This is a genomic window from Halioglobus japonicus, from assembly GCF_001983995.1.
In the GTDB taxonomy this organism is placed as follows: Bacteria; Pseudomonadota; Gammaproteobacteria; order Pseudomonadales; family Halieaceae; genus Halioglobus; species Halioglobus japonicus.
Genome location: NZ_CP019450.1, coordinates 471,364 through 489,605 on the forward strand (window position 1 = coordinate 471,364; position 18,242 = coordinate 489,605).

The 18,242-nt window shown below is 59.4% G+C and carries 14 protein-coding genes and 1 pseudogene; 13 read left to right on the forward strand and 2 right to left on the reverse strand.

Going from position 1 to position 18,242, the window contains the following annotated elements; genetic code table 11:
• The 4 genes from modA to BST95_RS02265 are packed head-to-tail and all read left to right on the forward strand — an operon-like array spanning window position 1 to window position 3,411.
• Complete coding sequence (gene modA / locus BST95_RS02250; protein ID WP_084197986.1) at window positions 1-687, forward strand: molybdate ABC transporter substrate-binding protein; 687 nt, start codon at window positions 1-3, stop codon at window positions 685-687.
• Window positions 678-1,358, forward strand: a complete 681-nt coding sequence (gene modB / locus BST95_RS02255; RefSeq protein WP_084197987.1) for a molybdate ABC transporter permease subunit — start codon at window positions 678-680, stop codon at window positions 1,356-1,358. The genes modA and modB overlap by 10 nt, the downstream gene beginning before the upstream one ends.
• A complete protein-coding gene (gene modC, locus BST95_RS02260; protein WP_102106419.1) occupies window positions 1,358-2,437 on the forward strand; it encodes a molybdenum ABC transporter ATP-binding protein in 1,080 nt (359 codons plus the stop codon). Before modB ends, modC begins: the two co-directional genes overlap by 1 nt.
• Window positions 2,434-3,411 (forward strand): serine/threonine protein kinase, encoded by a 978-nt coding sequence (locus BST95_RS02265; RefSeq protein ID WP_084197989.1) that lies wholly within the window; start codon window positions 2,434-2,436, stop codon window positions 3,409-3,411. Before modC ends, BST95_RS02265 begins: the two co-directional genes overlap by 4 nt.
• A 210-nt stretch (window positions 3,412-3,621) precedes the next feature.
• Here BST95_RS02265 and BST95_RS02270 read toward each other — a convergent pair whose 3' ends face one another.
• A complete protein-coding gene (locus tag BST95_RS02270; RefSeq protein ID WP_066053917.1) occupies window positions 3,622-5,022 on the reverse strand; it encodes an FAD-binding oxidoreductase in 1,401 nt (466 codons plus the stop codon).
• A gap of 119 nt (window positions 5,023-5,141) precedes the next feature.
• On the opposite strand from BST95_RS02270, the gene serA reads away from it, so the two are divergent.
• The 8 genes from serA (at window position 5,142) to BST95_RS02310 (ending at window position 16,515) form a co-directional block, all read left to right on the forward strand.
• A complete protein-coding gene (serA, locus tag BST95_RS02275) occupies window positions 5,142-6,371 on the forward strand; it encodes a phosphoglycerate dehydrogenase (protein WP_084197990.1) in 1,230 nt (409 codons plus the stop codon).
• Window positions 6,372-6,425: 54 nt separating this feature from the next.
• Window positions 6,426-6,992, forward strand: a complete 567-nt coding sequence (locus BST95_RS02280) for an RNA polymerase sigma factor (RefSeq protein WP_084197991.1) — start codon at window positions 6,426-6,428, stop codon at window positions 6,990-6,992.
• Window positions 6,993-7,133: 141 nt separating this feature from the next.
• Window positions 7,134-8,117, forward strand: a complete 984-nt coding sequence (locus tag BST95_RS02285) for a FecR family protein (protein ID WP_084197992.1) — start codon at window positions 7,134-7,136, stop codon at window positions 8,115-8,117.
• Between the two features lie 179 nt (window positions 8,118-8,296).
• On the forward strand, window positions 8,297-11,224 hold the full coding sequence (locus BST95_RS02290) for a TonB-dependent receptor (RefSeq protein ID WP_084197993.1): 2,928 nt from the start codon (window positions 8,297-8,299) through the stop codon (window positions 11,222-11,224).
• Between the two features lie 11 nt (window positions 11,225-11,235).
• Entirely contained in the window at window positions 11,236-11,700 is a 465-nt protein-coding gene (locus tag BST95_RS02295; RefSeq protein WP_084197994.1) for a hypothetical protein, read from the forward strand.
• Window positions 11,701-11,921: 221 nt separating this feature from the next.
• Window positions 11,922-14,597, forward strand: a complete 2,676-nt coding sequence (locus BST95_RS02300) for a TonB-dependent receptor plug domain-containing protein (protein ID WP_084197995.1) — start codon at window positions 11,922-11,924, stop codon at window positions 14,595-14,597.
• Between the two features lie 97 nt (window positions 14,598-14,694).
• Complete coding sequence (locus tag BST95_RS02305) at window positions 14,695-15,621, forward strand: class I SAM-dependent methyltransferase (RefSeq protein WP_084197996.1); 927 nt, start codon at window positions 14,695-14,697, stop codon at window positions 15,619-15,621.
• A 36-nt stretch (window positions 15,622-15,657) separates the two neighbouring features.
• On the forward strand, window positions 15,658-16,515 hold the full coding sequence (locus tag BST95_RS02310; RefSeq protein ID WP_084197997.1) for an aspartyl/asparaginyl beta-hydroxylase domain-containing protein: 858 nt from the start codon (window positions 15,658-15,660) through the stop codon (window positions 16,513-16,515).
• 11 nt (window positions 16,516-16,526) lie between these two features.
• Here BST95_RS02310 and BST95_RS21275 read toward each other — a convergent pair.
• Window positions 16,527-17,266, reverse strand: a pseudogene (locus tag BST95_RS21275) (CmcI family methyltransferase).
• On the opposite strand from BST95_RS21275, the gene BST95_RS02325 reads away from it, so the two are divergent.
• Window positions 17,245-18,228, forward strand: a complete 984-nt coding sequence (locus BST95_RS02325; protein WP_169843833.1) for a class I SAM-dependent methyltransferase — start codon at window positions 17,245-17,247, stop codon at window positions 18,226-18,228. The pseudogene BST95_RS21275 and the gene BST95_RS02325 overlap by 22 nt on opposite strands.
• Window positions 18,229-18,242 lie beyond the last annotated feature (14 nt).

Genomic DNA, 18,242 nt, shown 5'->3' on the forward strand with positions numbered 1-18,242 from the left:
ATGCGCTGCCTAATACTCGCTCTGCTAATAACAGTAGCGCCGGCGGGGCTTGCTGAGACACCACTCACCGTCGCCGTCGCCGCCAACTTCCGCCCCACCCTGGAAGACATTAACGCCCGCTTCAGCGCCCAAACCGGTCACCCGGTCAGACTGAGTAGTGCCTCCACCGGTGTGCTCACCCATCAGGTCATGCGCGGCGCCCCTTATCATCTATTCCTGGCGGCCGACGCCGCCGCACCGGCACTGCTGCACGATGAAGGCCTGGGCCTGCGGCCCTTTTGCTATGCCACCGGCCAGCTGGCACTGCTAGGCGGCCCCCTCAGTCAGCTTGAGGCGCCGGGCCTGGGGCTGGATCTGGCCATTGCCAATCCCGATACCGCCCCCTACGGCCAGGCCGCCATGGATGTACTGAACCTGAAGGGTACTCAGCCGCAGAGACTGGTGCGGGGCAATAACGTACTGCAGGCCTACCAGTACTGGCGCACCCGTACCGTGCAAATGGCCCTGGTGTCCAAGTCATTAGCCGGTGAGGCGGGCATCGCCATTCCCGCCAAATGGCATCGCGATCTGCAGCAACACGCGCTGGTAATCAAGGATCACCCAAACCTCAATGCCTATCTCGAGTGGCTGAGAAGTGATACCGTGCGCCAACTGATTCTGGACTCGGGTTACCTGCCTTGCCCCTGAACCCCGCCGAACTGGATGCCATTGCCCTGACCATGGCATTGGCCAGCACCACCACTGTGATTCTTCTCCTGCTCGGCACGCCACTGGCCTGGTGGCTGGCACGACACCGGGGCAGTTTCGCCGCTTTTATCGAAGCCATCGTCGCGCTGCCGCTGGTACTGCCACCGACCGTGCTGGGGTTTTACCTGCTGCTGGCGCTGGCACCGGACGCGCCGCTGGGCAAAACCTGGCAGGCACTGACCGACCAGCAGCTGGCCTTCAGCTTCTCCGCGCTGGTCATCGGCTCGGTCATTTACTCGCTGCCATTTGTGGTCCAGCCACTGCAGGCCGCCTTCCAGCGGGTACCCGGCGGCATGCTTCAAGCGGCTGCCACGCTGGGGGCCACACCCTTCGACCAGTTTCGCTCCATCATCCTGCCGCTGACCCGGCGCAGTTTTATCGCCGCAGCCGTGCTTGGCTTTGCCCATACGGTCGGTGAATTCGGCGTGGTACTGATGATTGGCGGCAATATTCCGGGGGAGACCCAGGTACTCTCGATCGCCCTCTACGACCAGGTGGAAACCCTGAAATTTGCCGAGGCCCACCGCCTCGCAGCCGGGCTGCTGGTCTTCTCCCTGGCGTTGCTGTTCTTTGTTTACCGCAAGGGCGCGGGCTGGCGGGTGAATCACTGATGTTACTGCTGGATATTCAATGCGCCGGCGAACAGGGTTTTGAACTGGCACTGCAATGCGCTTTGCCCGCGGAGGGCGTCACCGCTATTTACGGACCCAGCGGCAGCGGCAAGAGCACCCTGCTGGACTGTATTGCCGGCTTACGCAACGCGGCGCCGGGTAGCGAGATTCGCTTCGGCGCAGCCACCTGGCAGAATCGCGAGAAATGCCTGCCGCCCTGGCAGCGCAATATTGGCTATGTGTTCCAGGATGCCCGGCTGTTCCCGCACCTCACGGTGGCGGGCAATCTCGACTATGCGGCAAATCGCGCCAGCGGGCCTGCACCGCTGGCGCGCGATGCACTTGAGCAATGGCTGGGGCTGACACCGCTGCTCGAGCGATTACCCGATACGCTGTCGGCGGGCCAGCGCCAGCGCGTCGCCATTGGCCGCGCCCTCCTTGGCGCCCCGGATCTGCTGCTCCTGGACGAGCCACTGGCGAATCTCGATCACGCCGCCAGCCGCGAGTGCCTACAACTACTGCAGGACCTGGCGAGCCGGCTCGAACTACCGGTGTTGTATGTCAGTCATGATATCGAAGAGGTCGGCGCCCTGGCCGATCACATCCTGCTCTTGGAAAATGGTCGGGTAACTGCCCAGGGCCCGTTCCTGGAACTGGCGTCACGCCTGGACAACCGGCTCTCTCATGAAGAACAGGCTGCGGCTATTCTCATCGGTGAAATCGCAGCACACGACGAGGCTTATGGCCTCAGCGAGATTCACATTGCGGGCCAGTCACTACTGGTCAATCACCTCGACCAACCCATCGGCAGCCGCCGCAGGGTACGCATTCCGGCACGGGACGTGAGCGTGTGCGCCAGCAAGCCAACCGACAGCAGTATCCTGAACATCCTCCCGGTGACCGTGGCAGAGATAGAACAGTGCACAGACGCGCGGCTGCTGCTGCGCCTGGCTCTGGGCGACCAATATTTACTGGCGCGCATCACCCGCAAATCGGCCGAGACCCTGAAGCTCAACGCGGGCGATGACATCTTCGCCCAGATCAAAAGCGCCGCACTACTCAGCGAGGCGAGCCTGTGAGCGAACATCCCTACGACAGACTCACCCCGGACATGGTCATCGACGCGGTGGAATCCACGGGCCGGCTGTCCGACGCGCGCCTGCTGGCGCTCAACAGTTACGAGAACCGCGTCTATCAGGTGGGCATTGAAGACGGCGAACCGCTGATCGCGAAATTCTATCGGCCGGATCGCTGGACCATGGCACAAATCGAAGAGGAGCACGCCTTCAGTCTGGAACTGCAGGCTGCCGACATCTCGGTAGTGGCACCGATGGCCGACGAGCAGGGCACCACCCTGCATACCTATGAGGGCTTCCAGATCGCCCTGTTCCCACGCCGTGGCGGCTACCCCCCGGAGCTGGACAACCTCGACAACATGCTCATCCTCGGACGTACCCTTGGACGTATCCACGCCGTGGGCAAAGCCAATTCTTTCGAGCATCGCCAGCGTATTGATATCGACCGCATGCTCGCCGCGAACCGCGAGTACCTGCTGGAAAACTTCATTCCAAAGGAGCTTGAACCGGCTTACAGCTCGCTCACGGCAGATCTACTGCAGGCGGTCACCGAGCAATACCAACCTGCCCCGGAAGATGAGACCCGTGTGCACGGCGACTGCCATGTCGGCAATATTTTGTGGCGCGATGATGTGGCGCACTTTGTTGACCTGGACGACTGCAGCACGGCGCCGGCCATGCAGGATTTGTGGATGTTCCTCAACGGCGAGCGCCACGAGCGTGAACTGCAATTGTGTGAGCTGATCGAAGGCTACGAGGAATTTTGCGATTTTGATGCCAGACAACTGCGCTGGGTCGAACCGCTGCGCACGCTGCGGCTAGTGAATTATGCGGCCTGGTTGGCCAGGCGCTGGGATGATCCTGCGTTTCCGCGGGCGTTTACTTGGTTCAACACCGAGCGGTATTGGGCTGAGCATATATTAGAGTTGCGGGAGCAGATGGCGGCTTTACAGGAGGAGCCTTTGCGGTTGCTGTAGGTCTTGGGTGTTGTTGCTGGCTAACCGGTGCGGCATCGCGCTTATGTTTTGTGGAAGCGGCGCAGGGCTTTCGCGGGGAGTGTTTGAGGATTGCGTCAGCAATCCCACCCCGAGTTGCCCCGCGACCGCAGCCGCTGGAGCAAAACATACGGCTGCGCAGAAAAACCCACGCCGCTGCGAATTCGCGTCTAGCCAGAGCCAGACACAACCTCAGGCGTCAAAAATCTTCCCAGGATTCATAATCCCCTTGGGATCAAACACCTGCTTAATGCCCTTCATAATCTCGATCTCCAGTGCCGAGCGCGAATACTCGAGATACTCCTTCTTGAGCAGGCCCACGCCATGCTCGGCCGAGACCGAACCACCGTAGCGCTGCACAATCTCAAACACCCAGGTCGACACTTCGCCGCACTGCGCCTTGAACTCATCAATGGGCAGCCCCTCGGGCTTGAGAATATTCAGGTGCACATTGCCGTCGCCAATATGGCCAAACCAGACGATCTCAAAATCGGGATAGTTCTGGTTAACCACGGCCTCCACTTCCGCCAGGAACTCCGGCACGCGTGAGATCACTGTGGAGATGTCGTTCTTGTAGGGCGTCCAGGGCGTAATGGTTTCGGAAATGTCTTCGCGCAGGCGCCACAGGTTCTGGGCCTGGGACAGGCTCTGGCTCACGGTGCCATCGTAAACCCAGCCCTGCTCCACGCAGTGCTCGAAGAGCGCCATGGCTTTTTCCATGGCCGCATCGTTCGGCTGCTCGAACTCGATCAGGGCGTAGTAGTCGCACACGGTTTCGAAGGGGCGCTGTAAATCCTGATGAGCGACCACTTTTTCCAGGGCGATCTCGGAGAAAAACTCAAAAGCCGACAATTCGATCTCGGCCTGGAAGGCGGTGAGCACATGCATAATTGCCTGCATGTCAGGCGCACCGAGGACCAGTACCGCCAGGTTCTCCGGCGTCCGCGTCAGTGACATGGTGGCTTCCACGACCACCCCCAACGTGCCCTCGGCACCAATAGCCAGCTGGCGCAGGTCGTAGCCGGCGTTGTTTTTCATCAGGCCGCGATTGAGGTCCAGCAGCTCACCGGTGCCGGTGACGAGCTTGAGGCCGGCCACCCAGTCGCGGGTCATGCCGTGCTTGATAACCTTGATGCCACCGGCATTGGTGGAGATATTGCCGCCGATCTGGCTGGAACCCGCGGAGGCAAAATCCACCGGATAGTAAAGACCCTGCTCCTCGGCGAACTGCTGCAGTTGCTCGGTAATAACCCCAGCGCCACAGCGCACGGTGCGGTCTACGAGATTGAAATCAGAAAGGGTATTAAGACGGTCCAGGGCCAGCACCAGCTCACCATTGGCGGCCACGGCACCGGCACTCAGGCCGGTGCGGCCGCCGGAGGGCACAATCGCGAGGTTTTGGTCAGCGGCCAGGCGCACAATGGCCTGTACTTCCTCAATGGAACCGGGCAGCAGTACCGCCGAGGGCGCCGGCGTGTAGAAGCGGGTCCAGTCCAGGCCATACTGCTCACAGCTGCTTTCGTCAGTGAGCACACGCGTCTCGCCGACTATGGCTGCGAGAGCCTCCAAAATCGCTGGATCGAGCTGGGCCAAGGGGGTACCTCCGGTATTTTTCACAGGGCGCTGAATCAGGGGGCGCGTATGGTACCATACGCGCCCTTTTTTCTGGTCCACTCCCTTTACGGGCCTCCACAACACAGGATTGAGCGGTCATGGCACAGCAGTCTCTGCCCAAAGACAAGATCAAGTTTTTACTCCTGGAGGGCGTTCACCCGTCCGCTGTCGAAACGCTAGAGCGCGACGGTTACACCAACATTGAGTTTCACAAGAAGGCACTGCCTCCCGAGGAGCTGAAGAAGGCCATCGCCGGCGCGCACTTTGTGGGCATCCGCTCCCGCACCCAGCTGACCGAAGAGATTTTCGAAGCCGCCAAAAAGCTGGTAGCGGTGGGGTGCTTCTGTATTGGCACCAACCAGGTGGATCTGAACGCGGCCACCCGGCGCGGCGTCGCGGTATTCAACGCACCTTTTTCCAATACCCGCAGCGTGGCCGAGCTGGTCATCGCCGAAGCGATTCTGCTGCTGCGCGGTGTGGCGGAGAAAAACGCCGCGGCACACCGCGGTGAATGGATGAAGACTGCCGTGAACTCTTACGAGATTCGCGGCAAGAAGCTGGGCATTGTCGGCTACGGCAATATCGGCATGCAGTTGGGCGTGATTGCCGAGAGCATGGGCATGCAGGTGCAGTTCTACGATGTGGTTAATAAATTGCCGCTCGGGAATGCGCGCCAGGTGCCGAGCCTCAACAACCTGCTCGGGAATTCCGACGTGGTCAGCCTGCATGTGCCGGAGACCGGCGCCACTCAGGATATGATTGGCGCAGCCGAACTTGCGCAAATGCAGCAGGGCGCAATTTTGATCAATGCCTCGCGTGGCACCGTTGTCGATATCGACGCGCTGTCCGAAGCACTCGCCGAGGGACGCCTGGGCGGCGCGGGCATCGATGTCTTCCCCGTGGAGCCGCGCTCCAACGACGACGAGTTCATCTCCCCGCTGCGTCAGTTCGACAATACCTTCCTGACCCCTCACATTGGCGGCAGTACCGTTGAGGCTCAAGAGAACATCGGCATGGAAGTCGCCGAGAAGCTGGCCAAGTATTCCGACAACGGCACTACCACCTCCTCGGTCAACTTTCCCGAGGTGGCATTGCCCGAGCACGCCGGCAGCCACCGTTTGTTGCACATTCACCGCAACGTACCCGGCATCATGAGCGCGATTAACAACGTGTTCTCCGAGACCGGCGTCAACGTATCCGCCCAGTACCTGCAGACGACTGAAGAGGTGGGCTACGTGGTCATCGACGTGGACGCCGAGTACAGCGATGTGGCACTTGAGCGCCTGGCCGCGATTGACGGCACCATTCGTTCACGCGTTCTGTTCTGATTCTTCTGTGCCGGGGGCTGGTCACAGCCAGCATCCCGGTGGCATCATCGTGCCATGGCAACCGAAAAATACACAAACTCATCCAAAGACGAGTTCATCGCTGAACTGGTCAATGAGCACGGCGTGCCTCTCGAAAAGTACCTGGCGCGCAAGCTCGGCAGCCCGGAAGATGCAGCGGAGCTGGCCCAGGAAGCCTTCATTCGCATCCATCGCCTGGAGCAGCCACAGAATCTCGATAACGCCCGTGCGTTTCTCTACCAGGTAGCCACCAACCTGGCTGTCGACCAGTTGCGGCGCCGGCAGCTGCATTACAAATACCTCAATAGCGAAAAGGGCATGGTCGAAGACGGCGAGCTCCAGGACCCGAATGCCGCCGGCGCATCGCCGGAGCAAATTATTGGCGCCCGGGAGAAGCTGTCCGCCATCCAGGGCGCCGTTGAAGAGCTTCCTTTCAAGGTCAAACAGGCCTTTTTGTTGCATCGTCAGAACGGAATGCCCTACAGCGCGATCGCAGAACAGCTCCAAGTTTCAGTTTCTAGCGTAGAAAAGTACATACTGCAGGCGTTGAAGCACTGCCGCAGTCGGTTGGCGAGCCATTATCCGCCTGAAGATCAGGCATGAAGGCCAGTATTTTATATTTCACATAAATATATTGAGGGAACTTGATTCTAATTCGTCACACCAAGACAAGGAATCTATCGATAGCAGCTGCATCCGCACTGCTTTAGCAATCAACGCGGCAAGGCACCGCTGGAAACGAACGTGGAAGTAGAAGGCAACGGACAATACGAGCAAGCGTGCGACGCAGCCCTGGGCTGGATTGCGCGGCTGCGCTCCGATCAGGCATCCGCTGCCGATCGCGAGTCGTTTGCGCTCTGGCTGGGCGAACACACCAGCCACCGTTCTGCCATGGACCAGATGCTCGAACTCTGGGACGACCTCGGTGTACTCCAGATGCTGCCCGACGCGACGCCCGCGGAACTGCCCCGTGAAGCGGCCAACCAGAATCGCTGGTATGCCGGCGCCGTGGCGGTCGCTGCCACTGTCATGCTGGCCGTGTTCCTGTATCCGCAACTGGGCAGCGACCCGGTCAGCAACGAGTACCGCACTGCAGTAGGCGAGCGCCTGATCGTCGACCTGCCGGACGACTCCCAGGTGGTGCTCAACACAGATTCCTCCATCAGCGTCACCTACAGCGAAGATCAGCGTCACATCGATCTGCGCCGCGGTGAAGCCTGGTTCCAGGTGACCTCCGATAAAGATCGGCCTTTCCACGTCGACTCAGGCGAGACTCGCGTCACTGCCGTCGGCACTGCGTTCAACGTTTATCGCCTGCAGGACGGCACTGATATTACAGTGACTGAAGGCGTGGTCAGAGTCAGTGAGATTGTCGAAACGGGTGCCCACAAACCCGCCACCCAGATGCTGCAGGTGAATCAGCAGCTGCGTACCCGCAGCGATGGCTGGCTGCTCAGCCCGCCCTCTGATTTCAGCACCCGCCTGGCCTGGCGCCAGGGCGAATTGGTCGCCGAGGAAATGCCGCTGATCGAACTCGTGGCCGAACTCGAGCGCTATCATGACACCAACTACCTGATCGCCGACCCCAGCATCGCACGCCTGACCATCTCGGGCGTGTTGCAGCTCGACGAACCCGAAGCCATTCTCAAAGCCCTCGAGGTCAGTCTGGGTGTCCAGGCCGATACCCTAGAGAGCGGCACCGTGCGGTTGCTCAAAGCAGATCAGTAAGCTATAAAGTCCCCTGCGTGGGACTCCCGCCTAATAGCTAGACCCAGGCGCTGTTCCAATAAATTTATTATTTTTCAGAGGCTTGCAGATCTGACGCTGCGGCCGGGGCAGCCGTGACCACAACCAATGGACGAGGAGCAATATCCCGACCAGGCGTACGCTTTGCGTGGCGCCGCAGGTTGCTCGCTGCCTGTCTGGGCACTGTCCTGACAAGTGCAGCACTGGCCGGCATCGACGAGCCGGTACAATTCACCCTCGACGCCCCTCGATTATCCTCAGCACTCATCCAGCTCAGCCAGCAAAGCGGCCTCGCGATGGTGTTCTCCGATCGCCAGATTCGCGACCTGCCCGCCGTGCCAGTGGTGGGTACACGTTCCACTGCCGAAGCTCTGGACACCATATTGGCTGGGTCTGAAATGACCTGGGAAATCGTCGATGAACGGGTCATTGCGGTCTATCCGCTGGACTGTAGTGCGGCCGAGGAAGGCTGCGCTGGCGCAGCCGAGCTGGTCGCGGACTACCCCATTTACGCCCCCGGTCTCGAAGAGACCTGGGTGTACGGCGCGACCGTCACCGGCTCGCGGATTCGGCGCACCGGCTATACCGGTGGCGCGCCAGTGGATATTCTGTCATCACCTGACATCGAGCTTAGCGGCGCACAATCCTTGGGAGAGCTCCTCAAGTTCGTTCCGGCGGTGTCTGGTAACGCTACCAGTACGGCCATTTCCAATGGCGGCGATGGTACCGCCACGGTAACCCTGCGTGGCCTGCCCGCCAGTAATACCCTGGTTCTCGTCAATGGCCGCAGAGTCGCTAACGACGGCCTGGCAGGCGATTCAGTGGATCTGAACAGTATTGCGCCAGCCGCGGTAGAGCGCATCGAAATTCTCAAGGATGGCGCCTCAGCGATATATGGCTCCGATGCCATCGCCGGCGTGGTCAACGTCATCACCAAGCGGGATTTTCACGGTTTCCTGGCAGAGACCTTTTACGGTGAAGCCTCCGAGGGCGACCTGGACACGGTGACCCACACGCTGCAATACGGCACAGGCCTACCGGAAGGCTCATTCTTTATAACAGCCTCTTACTATGATCAGGGCCCCCTTTACAGCCGCGATCGCGATATTTCCGCCAATGCCGACACCCGCCTCATCGGCGGCACCGACGAACGCTCCAGCGCCACTCCCAATGCACGGGTCATACTGCCCGACGGCAGCACCGTGATTGCCAGCGGGACCGGCTATCGCACGGCCACCGACGAAGACCTGTACAACTTTCGCGAGGAAACCAGCGCCGTCGTGCCCATGACGCGCAGCAGCATCTACACCAACATCAGCTACGACTTCAGCGAACGGGTCACCGGTTACGCAGAAGCCAGCTACATGGATACCGATGCCAAGTCTACCCTGGCGCCCACCCCGGTGTTCACCGCCTTCGAACAGTCTCCACTACCGGTGGCTGCCGACAACACCTACAACTCCTTTGGGGTCGAGCTCGATGACGTGCGCCGCAGGCTGGTGGAACTGCCCGCCAGGCGCCAGCGCAACCAGTCCGAAGTGCAGCGCTTCAGCGCCGTACTGGAAGGCCTGTTCGCCGACTGGAACTGGGATGTCGGCTATAACTGGAGCCGCAGCGAGGCCCAAGAGACCACTTACAATATCATCAATGCTGATCATTTACGCCGTGCTATCGGCCCCGCCGACGGCTGCCTGGGCCTGCTCATCGACGGCTGCGTGCCCGTTAACCTAACCGGGCCGGCAAGCTCTATTGACGAAGAACAGCTCGACTACATTTCTGCCACAGGTGAAGTAAGTGGTTACTTCATGATGTCGTCCGCAAGCCTGAATATCAGCGGCGGCCTGCCCGGGCTGCCCGCCGGACGCACCGACATCGCCGCCGGTGTGGAGATCCGCGACGAGGCCACGAGCAAGCGGCCTTCACCGCTGCTGGCTGGTGCGGGCACCATTGGCGCGAGCAACTTCGAGGCCACCCGCGGTGACCGCCGGGCTACCGAACTGTATGCCGAGTCGGTGGTGCCGCTGTGGCGCAATGCCAGCGGTCTATCGCATATCGCCCTGGAAGCGGCAGTGCGTTTTTCCGATTACGACGACTTTGGCGATACCACAAACCCCAAACTGGCCTTACGCTGGCAGGCAGGCCCGGACCTGCTGCTGCGCGCCAACTATGCGGAAGGCTTTCGCGCACCCAGCCTCAACGAGCTCTATGAAGGCGCCACCGAGAGCCAGGACTTTCTCGAGGATCCCTGCACCCAGTCCGCGAACGTCGGGTTGCTTCCCGGCTGCTCCCAGCAAGCCGACCCCACCCGCAATCAGTTCCTGACGGTCAAGGGCGGCAACGACGAACTCAACCCCGAGACGTCCTACAGCTATAGCGCCGGGGCGGTCTGGACCCCTCGCGCCATTCCAGGCCTTGCCCTGTCCGCCGATTATTTCCGTATCGACCAGGAAGATGTGGTGTCTTCCAGCGCCCAATTCATCGTCAACCAGAATGCCTTTTACGGCCGCTTGAATGACTTGGTCACCCGCGACGATATGGGCAATCTGACCATGGTCGAGGCCACCAACCTGAATATTGGTGAACGCCGGGTCACCGGAGCGGATTTTGCCCTCACCTATCATTATCCGCAGCAGGCCTATGGCCAGTTCAGCGTCGTCGGCAGCGCCAGCTGGATTCAGGAATATCTGGCCCGGCTAGACTCCACTGCACCCAGCCTGGACCTGGCGGGCACCTTCCGCGACGAGGCCTCTGAAGGCCTGGGCGGGATTCCTGAGTGGAAGGCCCAGCTAGGGCTGCGCTGGAAGCGAGAACGCTGGCAAGGCAGCTGGCAATTACATTATGTAGGCAGCATGGAAGAATTGCTGCCAGGCACCAGCCAGACTCGCACCATCGACAGCTGGCTGGTCCACGACCTGCAACTGAACTACACCTTCGACGTACTCGACGGGCTGCGCCTGACCCTGGGCATCGACAATCTACTGGACGAAGCCCCCCCTTTGGCAGCCTCCGCCTTTAACGATAATATCGACGGCCGAACTCACGAGCTGAAGGGCAGGTTCTGGTATACCCGCCTCAGTCAACGCTTTTAAAGGAAACACACATGCCCAGACTACTTCTCGCGGCCACCGCCGCTCTCGTCTTTACTTTGCCGGTTGTCGCTCAGGAGGCAGACGATTTCCCCGGCGTGAAGGGGCTGATGAGCGCACAGGAATATGAAGATGCCGGCCTGCAAAAGCTCACCCCAGAGGAACGCGAGGCCCTGGACGCTTGGCTGCTGCGCTACACCGCCTGGGAAGCCCCCGAAATCCGCAAGACCGTGGAAGAGGTGAAGGCCGTAGAAAAAGAATTCGCCATCACTTCCAGCGTCAAGCAGCCCTTCAAGGGATGGTCCACCAAAACTTACTTCTACCTGGAAAATGGCCAGGTCTGGCAGCAGCGCACTTCTGGCCGCTATTACTACACCGGCGACGACACCAGCGTCAGCATCACCAAGAATGGGCTGGGCTTTTACGAGCTGGAGCTGGTGGCCACCGGCAAGACCGTTGGCGTCAAACGCATCAAATAAAACATTTATTCATATATTTCAGTCGCTTAGCCCTGAGGCAAGCGACTGAAACCCCCTCAGACCCCACAAGTTCCCCCTCAATATTGTGAATATGTCACAAATTTCCCATCTGCTTTGAGGAAAACCTGTGTTCATTCGTTTTATCACCGTGTTCAGTGGCTACTCCGCAGTCACGTTGAATAACAAGCATGCTTTAACTGAAAAAAAACAGGGGTAATCCTATGTTGAGAAAAAATCGTCTCGCACTGGCGGTATCCGCCGCCGCGGGCATCAGCGCTGGTGTCGCTATGCCGCAGCTCGCCAATGCCCAGGAAGAGCAGATGGTGGAAGAGGTTGTTGTAACCGGTTCCCGCATCAAGCGCTCCTCCTTCGCCGAGGGCTCCCAGGTCGTTTCTATGGACGAAGTCCAGATCGAAGCGATGGGTACTCTGACTATAGCCGACGTTCTGCGTTCTTCTCCGCTGAACTCTCTCGGTTCATTTAACGAACGTTCCGGCTCTTCTGCTCAGTCCAACGCTACCGTTAACCTGCGCGGCCTGGGTTCTGACCGTACTCTGGTAATGATCGACGGCCGTCGTCTGGCTGGCTCTCCCAACCTGGGCGCATCCGCGATCAACATCAACATGCTGCCCATGGCCGCTGTAGAGCGTATCGACATCCTGGCTGACGGCGCATCTGCGGTATACGGTTCTGACGCCGTTGCTGGTGTTGTGAACCTGGTGATGAAGGAAAACTTCGAAGGCATCGAGTTCCAGGCAGTCTATGGCGACCGCGATCGCGATGACGGCATCGAAGAAGGCCTGAGCATGGTTGCCGGTCTGTCCAATGACCGCGGTAACATCATGATCGCTGCTGAGTACAACCGTCGTGACCCCATCTTCGATGGCGACCGCGACTACACTGCAGCGCGCGCAGATGATCTGGACGGCGACGGCCGTATCAGTGCATATCTCGAGACCGACGGCATCTCCTACTATGGCCGTACTATCGAACTGTTCGATCCCAATACTGGCTACAACGTGATCTCTGCTGCCACTAACTGTGACGAATTGACCGCGACAGTGCCTGGATTCGTTGGCGAGATGGGCGCAGAAGTATTCGGCTATGGACCGCCCAATAGCTTCTGTAGCTATGCCTACGCAGATGTGTCTGCAAATAAGGCAGAATTGAACCGTTATAACACTTACATGAGCGCCAACTACGAGATCAACGACAAGGTTGAATTCTACTCTCGTGGCCTGTTCTCTCGCGTTAAGTCTTTCGGTCGTTACGCGCCTCCAGCTGCTCCCTGGATCGACATGCCCAAGGACAACCCCGACGTACCGTTCGACATGGAAGGCCTGCTGGCTGATGGCACCATCACTGAAGATGCGATCCTGTACGGCTACTACCGCTGGACTGACGTCGGCTTCCGTGCCAACGAAGTGACTGACTACCAGTACGACTTCACCGCGGGTCTGCGTGGCGATATCAACGATCGCTTCAGCTACGACGCGTACGCTCAGTACGACCGTTACGAGTCCAAGGAATTCGGTTACTACTACCTGTCTAACCTGGGCCGTGACTACGTATTTGAGAACGGCATCAACCCCACATCTCCCGAAGGTCTGACCGCACTGCGCTCTGTACCCACGCAGGACAACGAAACCGTACTGCAGAAGATCTACGGCCACGGTCAGTATGACTTCGGCGATGTCTTCGGCAGTGGCCCTCTCATCGTGCTGGCAGGCGCCGAGTACTTCGAGATGGACTACAAGAATAAGTACGACGCACACTCCGAAGGTGGCTACGTTGGCGGCTCCGCCGGTAACTCCGCATTCGGTGAGCGCGACGTCACTGCATTCTTCGCAGAAGCCATCATCCCCGTATTCGACGAGATGGAGTTCAACGTAGCGGTTCGTTACGATGACTACTCTGACTTCGGTTCTGAGACCTCTCCGACCATCGCCTGGACCTGGGGCGCTCTGGACTCCCTGACCCTGCGTGCTCGCTGGGGCCAAGGCTTCCGCGCACCCGGCCTGGACCAGCTGTACGGAGCGACAACGTTCTCAGCGTCAGACGCCACCGACTACCTGAGCTGTCAGCAGCAGGGTATCTCCAACGACGACTGCCCCGAGACTCAGTACGACACTTACTTCTCAGCTAATGACGGCCTCGACGCAGAGACTTCCGAGTCCCTGTCTGCGGGCGTCAACTGGCAGTTCTTCGACAACTGGGCGCTGGACCTAGGTTACTGGGACGTTGAAGTAGAAGACACTATCCGTCAGGAGTCTACTCAGTCCATCATGTACGCTGAAGCTGCAGGCATTGATACTTCTGCAGTGAGCGCCGACACTTACGTTGATCGTAGCCTGGGCCGCCCGGTTGTGTACTCCTCGTACACCAACGCAGGTACCCTGAACGTGAACGGCGTTGACCTGAAGCTGAACGGTATTATTGAAACTGGCTTCGGTATGTTCGATCTGGCCGCCCTGTGGTCGCACCAGCTCGAGTACTCCTCGACTGCTTACTACCTGGGCCCCGAGCAGGACACCGCAGGCTTCAACCTGACACCGGAAGACCGTGCACAAGCGATGATGATCTGGACCCTCGGCAACCACCAGGTTGACGTGGTTTGGAACTACATCGGCGGGCACTCCGAAGGTGACTCTGTTGAAATCAGCGACAACGGCTCTGCCAAGCTGACCACCAGCAGCAAGGACCTGGATTCCTGGGATACCTGGGATGCAGCCTACTCCTACGACGCCCAGAGCTGGGGTCGTATCAAGCTGGGTGTACGTAACCTGACTGACGAAGATCCCGTATTTGACAGCGAAGGCAAGTTCCCTCGCGATCACTACGACCTCTACGACAACACAGGTCGCGTATACTACGCCGAGTACAAGATCAGCTTCTAAGTTGATCTGACCTCCCCGGCCTCGGCCGGGGAACTCGAATGAAAGAGCCAGCCTTAGGGCTGGCTTTTTTTTGCCTCACAAAACGTATAATGCAGCTATGAATGAACCATCGACGCAACACTGGTCCCGCTTCTGGCAACAGGGCCACATCACCACCTTCGGCGCAGCGCTCAAAGACAACTACGAGGGCCCGATCAGGAATTTCTGGCTCGATCAGTACAAGATCCTGCCGGCCGATGCCCAATTGCTGGACGTGGCCACCGGCAATGGCGCACTAGCTCTGTTGGCGGCAGAATTTGCCCGGCAACAGGGGCACAACTGGCGGGTGATCGCCTCTGACCTGGCCGACATAAACGAAGCCGCAGGGCAGCATCCGGCGGTCGAATACCACGCCGGCGTGGCCTGCGAGTCGCTGCCTTTTGGCGATGGTCGATTCGATCTGGTGAGCTCCCAGTACGGCGTCGAATACAGCGATCTTGAGCGCTGCATTCACGAGATCTACCGCGTACTGGCACCGGGCGGGCGTTTCGCCGCCATCTGCCATCACCGCGACTCCTACACCCTGAAGGAAAGCCGCAAGGAAATGGCGATCTACGAACAGGGCCTGGAGAAGAACAACATTTTTCGCGCCGCCATTGCCTTTTTCAACGCCGACGCCCAGGGCGCCGGCGATAAGGCTGAGAAGCAGAAAGGCGTCAACTATGCAGTGAATCGCCTGCGCGAGGGCAATGCCGGTCACCCCTGCTGCGAGCAAATGGTCGGTGCCGTCAGTCACGCCATCCGCGCCGCGTCCCAGCGGTCACCGGCGGAGACGATTGCGGAACTGAAGGCTATGAATGAGGAGTTCAGCAACGCCCACCAACGCCTGCTGGATCTCTCAAAAGCTGCAAAATCTACTGCCGACATGCAGGCATTAGTGACCTTGTGCCGCGACGCCGGCTTTGCCGGGGTTGAACTGGGCCAGGTTTTTCATGCGCCAGGTCAATTAGCCGGCTTTTCGCTGGTGGCACAGCGCCCCGATTGATTGCATAGCAATCACGCTGGGCCTATTATCTCGAGCATGTACAACGCAGACGGCTCACAGGCGGGCAGTTCACCGCAGCTACCCGAGGGATACGGCAAACGCTCATTCCTGCGATTTGCCGTCCCTGTGGATCTGCCGCGCTTGCAACAGGAATATGCGTCCATTCCCGAGCACGCCTGGATGGCATCCTACTGGGGCACGATCCACTGTTCGGTCGGTATGTTGTTGCTGCGCGGCGGGCAGAATGGCACCGAGCACGACTTTTTCGCGGACGACGTGGCGGACAGCCCACTGCTGGACAGCCTGCCGTATATCAAAAGCCTGATGGCCGCCGACGGACCCTTCGGCGGCGCCCACTATGGATTCCTGTTCCGCATGGAGCCCAACGGATTGACCCAGGCACACCGTGACATGATGGCCAAGTGGGCTGATATGTACCGCATTCATTTCCCGATCCAAAGTAACAGCCGGGCGCGCCTGATATCGGACGGCTATGCCCAGCACTTTGCGCCGGGTCACGCCTGGAGTTTTGACAACGGCAGCCGGCACGGCGTCGTCAACGGCTCGACCGAACGTGTGCATTTCATTATGGATGTGAAGTTCAACGACACGCTAAAGCAACAGATCGACGACGCCGAGTTCATCCAGGGTGAGGCGAGGGAAGACCTGGTGCGCAAAATTGAAGCGGGCAAAAAAGACAAGGCGTCCTACCCGGGCGACGAATTCATGCGTAACGCGCTGATTCAACTGCGCCGGCGTGGCATGAACGACAAGCAGATCGCCAACACCTTCAATGCCAAGAAAATTCCCACCCGGCGCTACTACATCAAGAACCGGCGCGAACACGTCAAGAAGTGGAACGCTGCCATGGTCGGGGAAATCCCTCTCGGCTGAGGCCTAACGGCCTACTTTTTCTTCAGGAAACCACCGGGCACAAAGGTGACCAGGTGCCGCTCAAGGCTGTGGTCGACTTCAAATTCCTCATTGCCCTGCATGAATTTCTTCACCGCCGCTGCGGGCCCAGGACCGTATTCGGGGAAGGTGGGGAACGCATCAAAGCAGGTATCTTCAGCGATCATATAGGAGCCCGGTGTCACAAATCGGCTGTAACAGCGCATTTCCTCATGCTTATAGGGTGCCTTATGATCGGCGTCCAGGAGCACCATGACTGACGCGGCTTGCGCAGCCTCTGATTCCACTTTTGCCAGAACATCAGCTGCGATCGACGAGCCCTTAACGTACTCGATGCGTGGGTGCTCGGGCAGCCCGTCGGGTAAATCGATGTCGATCGAGAGCACTTTGCCGCGTCCCATCAGGTCAAACATCTGGGCAAAGAAAAGGGCGGAGCCCCCTGCAAGGTCCCGGTTTCTACCAACAGGTCGGTCTGCAACTTGTGCATCAGCTCCTGGTAGACCCACATGTCCATGGGACATTTTGCCGCCTTGTAACCCATCCACTCGGTGTGTTCGTACACCTGACTGCGAAAGTAAATGATATTGGCAAGGCGCATGATCTCAGCGGGCGGCGGCGCTGCCTGTTTGTTTTTCTTGCTGGGTTTGGCCATGGGATTACCTGCGCTTCGAAGGAGAGTATTATAGGCACTTCGCCAGCGGAGGGGCACAGGTGCCTGCCAGTAAAAATTCATCAGCCGAGCACTGGAGCCAGTGGTGGTCCGAGGGGCACATCACCAGCTTCGGCCCCGCGCTCATCAATAACTATGAAGGCGCGACGCGAGCGCACTGGTTGCAGATATTCGCGGAACTATCCGAAGCCGATATCCTCGATATCGCCACAGGTAACGGCGCTCTGGCCACGCTCGCGGTAGAGTGCGCCGAAACGCATGGCAAGCACTTTCAGGTGACGGCAACAGACATCGCCGCCATCGGCGAGCATACCAGCAGCACCGACTCTAATATCCCCCGATGGCGCGGGCAGATCAGTTTTCGTGCAGAGGTGCCCTGCGAACAACAGCCATTCCCGGATGCGAGCTTCGATCTCATCGTGTCCCAGTACGGATTCGAATACAGCGATATAGACGCCACTCTGGCGGAGGTACACCGCTTACTGCGCCCCGGTGGCCGCTTCCAGGCCATCGCCCACCACGCGAGTTCCGGGGTGATCAAGCGGCAGGTGCTTAGCGCGCGCGTTTATCAGGCCGCGCTACAGCAATTGAAGTTATTCACGCTGTTACAGAGACACTTTGACAGCTGGGGCAAGGCCCGCAATCCGCAGGCGGTTGAGAAGCTGACCACCAAGCCCAAATTCCAGAAGAGCCACAATGCGCTGGAGAACGCATTGCGCCAGTTTGTCGGTGCGTTCCCCAATGACGAGACTGCAGCAAGACTGTTCTGCGCGATTGACGATCTGCGCGGCGACGCATCTCGCATGTCGCCCGCGGCCCGCACGGCGGCACTGAAAAAGCAGGAGGCCGGCTTCCTCGGCGCACAGGCGCGCCTGCAGGATCTTTTTGGCGCGGCACTGGACAGCGACCGTATCGAACACATAAGATCGCGCGCCCGCGATATCGGCTACAGTGATGCCACGGCCGAACCCTTTCTCGATGAGGATGGGGCCCTGGCGGGGTGGTCTTTGCGGCTGCTGAACTAACGACTGACACAGGA